The organism is Limosilactobacillus coleohominis (genome assembly GCF_016901675.1).
In the GTDB taxonomy this organism is placed as follows: Bacteria; Bacillota; Bacilli; order Lactobacillales; family Lactobacillaceae; genus Limosilactobacillus; species Limosilactobacillus intestinavium.
Genome location: NZ_JACJKU010000104.1, coordinates 1 through 3928, shown reverse-complemented (window position 1 = coordinate 3928; position 3928 = coordinate 1). Strand labels below are relative to the sequence as shown.

Annotated in this window: 6 protein-coding genes; 2 read left to right on the top strand and 4 right to left on the bottom strand. The window is 38.4% G+C overall.

Annotated elements, in window-relative coordinates; all coding sequences use genetic code 11:
• Window positions 1-39: 39 nt before the first annotated feature.
• Both H5975_RS07580 and H5975_RS07575 read right to left on the bottom strand, forming a co-directional pair.
• A complete protein-coding gene (locus tag H5975_RS07580; RefSeq protein ID WP_204785535.1) occupies window positions 40-1203 on the bottom strand; it encodes an ATP-binding protein in 1164 nt (387 codons plus the stop codon).
• Window positions 1204-1206: 3 nt separating this feature from the next.
• Window positions 1207-1842 (bottom strand): DNA-3-methyladenine glycosylase, encoded by a 636-nt coding sequence (locus tag H5975_RS07575; protein ID WP_204785534.1) that lies wholly within the window; start codon window positions 1840-1842, stop codon window positions 1207-1209.
• Between the two features lie 54 nt (window positions 1843-1896).
• Here H5975_RS07575 and H5975_RS07570 point away from each other — a divergent pair, with 54 nt between their 5' ends.
• Complete coding sequence (locus tag H5975_RS07570; RefSeq protein ID WP_204785533.1) at window positions 1897-2250, top strand: DUF488 domain-containing protein; 354 nt, start codon at window positions 1897-1899, stop codon at window positions 2248-2250.
• Between the two features lie 76 nt (window positions 2251-2326).
• Here the strand turns inward: H5975_RS07570 and H5975_RS07565 are convergent, their stop codons facing one another.
• Window positions 2327-2662, bottom strand: coding sequence for a DUF7671 family protein (locus H5975_RS07565; protein WP_204785532.1), 336 nt, complete (start codon window positions 2660-2662; stop codon window positions 2327-2329).
• Window positions 2662-3042, bottom strand: coding sequence for a hypothetical protein (locus H5975_RS07560; RefSeq protein ID WP_178661516.1), 381 nt, complete (start codon window positions 3040-3042; stop codon window positions 2662-2664). Before H5975_RS07560 ends, H5975_RS07565 begins: the two co-directional genes overlap by 1 nt.
• A gap of 118 nt (window positions 3043-3160) precedes the next feature.
• On the opposite strand from H5975_RS07560, the gene H5975_RS07555 reads away from it, so the two are divergent.
• On the top strand, window positions 3161-3796 hold the full coding sequence (locus tag H5975_RS07555; RefSeq protein WP_204785536.1) for an NAD(P)H-hydrate epimerase: 636 nt from the start codon (window positions 3161-3163) through the stop codon (window positions 3794-3796).
• Window positions 3797-3928 lie beyond the last annotated feature (132 nt).

Genomic DNA, 3928 nt, shown 5'->3' with positions numbered 1-3928 from the left:
GCCTTTGTTGTGCGTCTTCTACTTTACTCATATCATCACCTATAATGCAGCAATTTTTTGAACTAATTGATAAAATTTTGCAAACACTTCATCATCATTTGCTTGATCGTATCCCTTTTCCAATAATTCAGGATGTTGGCGACTAACTTTGGCAAACTCTTGAATGATTGCGTACCTACCGTCCGGACTAAGAGCATTAAGGTAGTCAATATAACGTTGAATGAAATCCTTATCCAAAAATAATGAATTGTTTTGGGCAGTTAATGTCGTTAACAGCTGAACCTTATCTGCTTCGGACTGACTATTAAACTGCTCTAATATTTCGGTGATAGGTTTATTTACCAAATCATTAGCTGTTATCTGTTGACCATGGTGCAAAACGTACTCTGCAAATGCAACGCCAACTTCACTCCCTAAATCACCACTAAATATATCAGCCATTAATTGCTGCTGGGTATTTGCAGGTAAAAGCAATAATTGACGAAGATTTTGAGATACTCGTTGCCATGATCGAGGAGTTGGACACAAATCATCTGACTTAGGACCTGTTAAATAACTTTCATGGGTCATGAGGTATTTTTGCACTAATGGGTCAATATTACTTTTTCCATTCTTATCAGTTTGTTTGGCCCATAACAACCAATCTTTTAGCGAAGCTTGCATCACTAATCGAACAGTTCGATCTTTAATCGCTGCATCCGCTGGAGTAACAGCATAATTAGTTTCAGCAAACCCTCCCATTGAATCGTCTGGATTTTCTGCTAATACAATATGAACCTGGTTTGGCAAATGTAAACTATTTACTTGCCGCTGTAGGACTAGATTCATTAGCTCACTTTGGACAGCCGCAGTACCACGGTTAAACTCGTCTAAAAACCAGATAATTGGTTGATCTGGATATGCTTCAGCCTGTTGAATAATTTGAATTAAAGTTTCTGAATAACCATATTTGACATTTGCTAGTTCTCCATATTGAGTTGTCTGAATAAATGCCTCATCTCGCAACGGTGGCACTGGTATTGCTAAATCCCCTTTTTCTGCCAAACTAACCACCGTGGTGAACAAGCGTGCATGTAATTCTTTTGCAATTTCTGCCACTAAAGCAGATTTTCCAATCCCAGCATCTCCTACAATATTTGGCACATTTCCTGCAGCAATTACAATTTTAACTGCTCGTTTCATATTCTGATAAGTTAAAGACACTGGCTACATCTCCCATCCATGGTTTTCTTCATCGGCATCACGCTTCAACATTTTAGAGACGTACGGGTTTTGAGCAACATAAAAACGTAGTGGTGCTTGATAATTTGCTCCAGCAGGATTAATACCAATCCGCAAACTGGTTGCGATGTTTTGAGGCTTTGTTTTGGAAGTAATATCAATAGATAACAGTGCATCACTCATTGATTGCCCATCCATTTGACGACTTTGAATTCCTAACGCTTGCATCAATTTTCCCGGGCCATTGGATATATTGACGCCTTGAACTCCACGATTTTTAATCATTTGTTGAACATTAATGGTTGGTTCTATTGCACGAATTAAAATCCCTTGGGGCTCACCTGCTTTTTGAACAACAACATCAAAGCAATAGTGAGAACGAATTTGATAGATGTAAACATCGCCTGGATTACCATAGAGGGATTCGGTGTAATGTGTCCGTCGGCCACCATATGCATGAGACGCTGAATCATCCTCTCCAAGATAGGCTTCAGTTTCCACAATTAGTCCACCAACTTTACCATTTGGCCCCTGATATGTCAGCGTTCGTCCCAGTAAATCTTGAGCAATTTCAGGAGTTGGACGGCCTGTAAAGAAGTGCTGATAAGTATTTGTTTTCATAGCTATTTACTCCTTCTTGTATGTATCCTATCATTGATTAAGAGGTGATTAAACGTGGAAATTAAAACTGAGCGAATTTATACCAAACCAGCCGACTTAGACGGTTATCGCATCTTAGTTGACCGTCTTTGGCCCCGTGGTATTTCAAAAGTTAATGCTCATCTGGATCAATGGTTGAAGGAGGTCGGTCCAACAAATGATTTGAGAAAGTGGTTCAATCATGACGTTGATAAATATCCAGAGTTTAAACTACGTTATATCAATGAGTTAAAAGATAATCCTGCCTTTCACCAATTAAAAGCGACCGTTGATGAACAGCTAAAAACACAAAATGTCATCTTACTGTATAGTGCTAAGGACACTGAGCATAACCAAGCAATCGTTCTGAAAGAATTATTAACTAAATAGAGTTATTAAAAGGGCGTGACTACAAAGTAGCTGATAACTTTGTGATCGCGCCTGCTCTATTTTGGATTAGATAATTTTACAATTCTTTTTGATATTGTGAAAAAATTTGTCGGCCACGTTCTAATAACTCTGGAGAAACTTCAGCAGTCAAAAAGCGTTGGCAAGGCACCTCACTATGTCGATTTTTAAACGCCATTGGTTCTGCTGACACTATCATGACCATCATATTATTCTCAGTTAATAACAATTGGCCTGGCTGACGATATTTCCCTTTGGTATGCTTTCCGGTTCTCCATGTGTGAATTTTTGCTTTGCCATCAGCACCCATTTTTAATGCATAACCACCGGAATTATCATTTACTACGGGAATACCATAAAATTTTTTCACTTCATACTGGTCTTTTTTACTCATTATGCAATTACCGTTGCTGGACACAATGCACTTAATAATTGAAAGAAAAAGCCTTCCCGCAGAGCATCTGCCCATGTTCCTTTATGTAATTTTTCACCATTTATGATCATTGAAAGCATAGCTTTGGTTAATCTTGCATTATCGGCCAGCATTACCTCACCCATTGTTTCATGATCAACTTTGGGAACGATCTCTGCTGAACGTAATGTTTGACAATAATGCGGATCATAATCTTCAGAGTTCTTAAATTCATTAGCAAACTCTTTCATTTGATCATCATAAATAGGGTCATTAGGTCGATCTTTAGAATCTGCTGATGTCCATTCAGTCTTATGATCGATCATTTGACGGAAATAAGATAAAAATGCAGCGTAATTCATATAATCACCTTCACCTATTATTATAACCGGTCTAGATCAATCCAACACAATTATCTTCAGATTTTTAAGCTTTAAGTGTTATCATCAATTTATAAACTCTTTTTTAAAGAAGGATGTCATTATGGAAAAAATTATTACTGCCGAAAAAATGCGTGAACTTGACTCTCACACTATTAATGAAGTGGGAATCCCTTCGCTTGTTCTAATGGAACGGGCCGCTTTGGCAGTACGAGACGAGATTATTACTGCATTTCCTATCAATCAAGCTAACATCATTATCGTTGCAGGAAGCGGCAATAACGGGGGTGATGGATTAGCAATTGCTCGTCTCTTAAAGATTGCTGGTCTTCAGGTTAAGATCGTCAACGTCGGCAACCCAGCTCATACTTCTGAGGAACACCAAGTTCAAGAAAAAATTTGTCGATACTATCACATCCCAGAAACCACAGATTTAACAGCATTACAAGATGCCTCTTTGATTGTCGATGCAATTTTTGGTATCGGAATTGATCGTGAAATTAAAGGACATTACGTAGATGTAATCCATGCTATAAATGATGTTGAGGCGCCAGTAGTTGCTGTTGATGTTCCTTCAGGAATTAATACTGACACTGGTGAAGTAATGGGAGTAGCTGTGCAGGCAGATACCACTGTGACCTTCGCCTATAATAAATTAGGCTTAACCAAGGACGCTGGTCAAAAACACGCTGGCAGGGTTGTCATTGCAAATGATATGGGCACCTATGATATGTAGTTATTAGAAAGTCTCTTTAAATAACCCGAAATGTCAATTTAAATTAGAAAAATGTTGAAAGCTGTTCATCTGTGACGTGACTTAGGAATACTTCAAGTGGTGTGCGGTAGTGAAGTGACTTCCGTGGAATAG

What these genes read in the sequence shown, in the direction of transcription:
- H5975_RS07575 (WP_204785534.1), bottom strand. Translation starts at nt 1,842, where the DNA reads ATGAAAACAAATACTTATCAGCACTTCTTTACAGGCCGTCCAACTCCT.
- H5975_RS07565 (WP_204785532.1), bottom strand. Translation starts at nt 2,662, where the DNA reads ATGAGTAAAAAAGACCAGTATGAAGTGAAAAAATTTTATGGTATTCCC.
- H5975_RS07560 (WP_178661516.1), bottom strand. Translation starts at nt 3,042, where the DNA reads ATGAATTACGCTGCATTTTTATCTTATTTCCGTCAAATGATCGATCAT.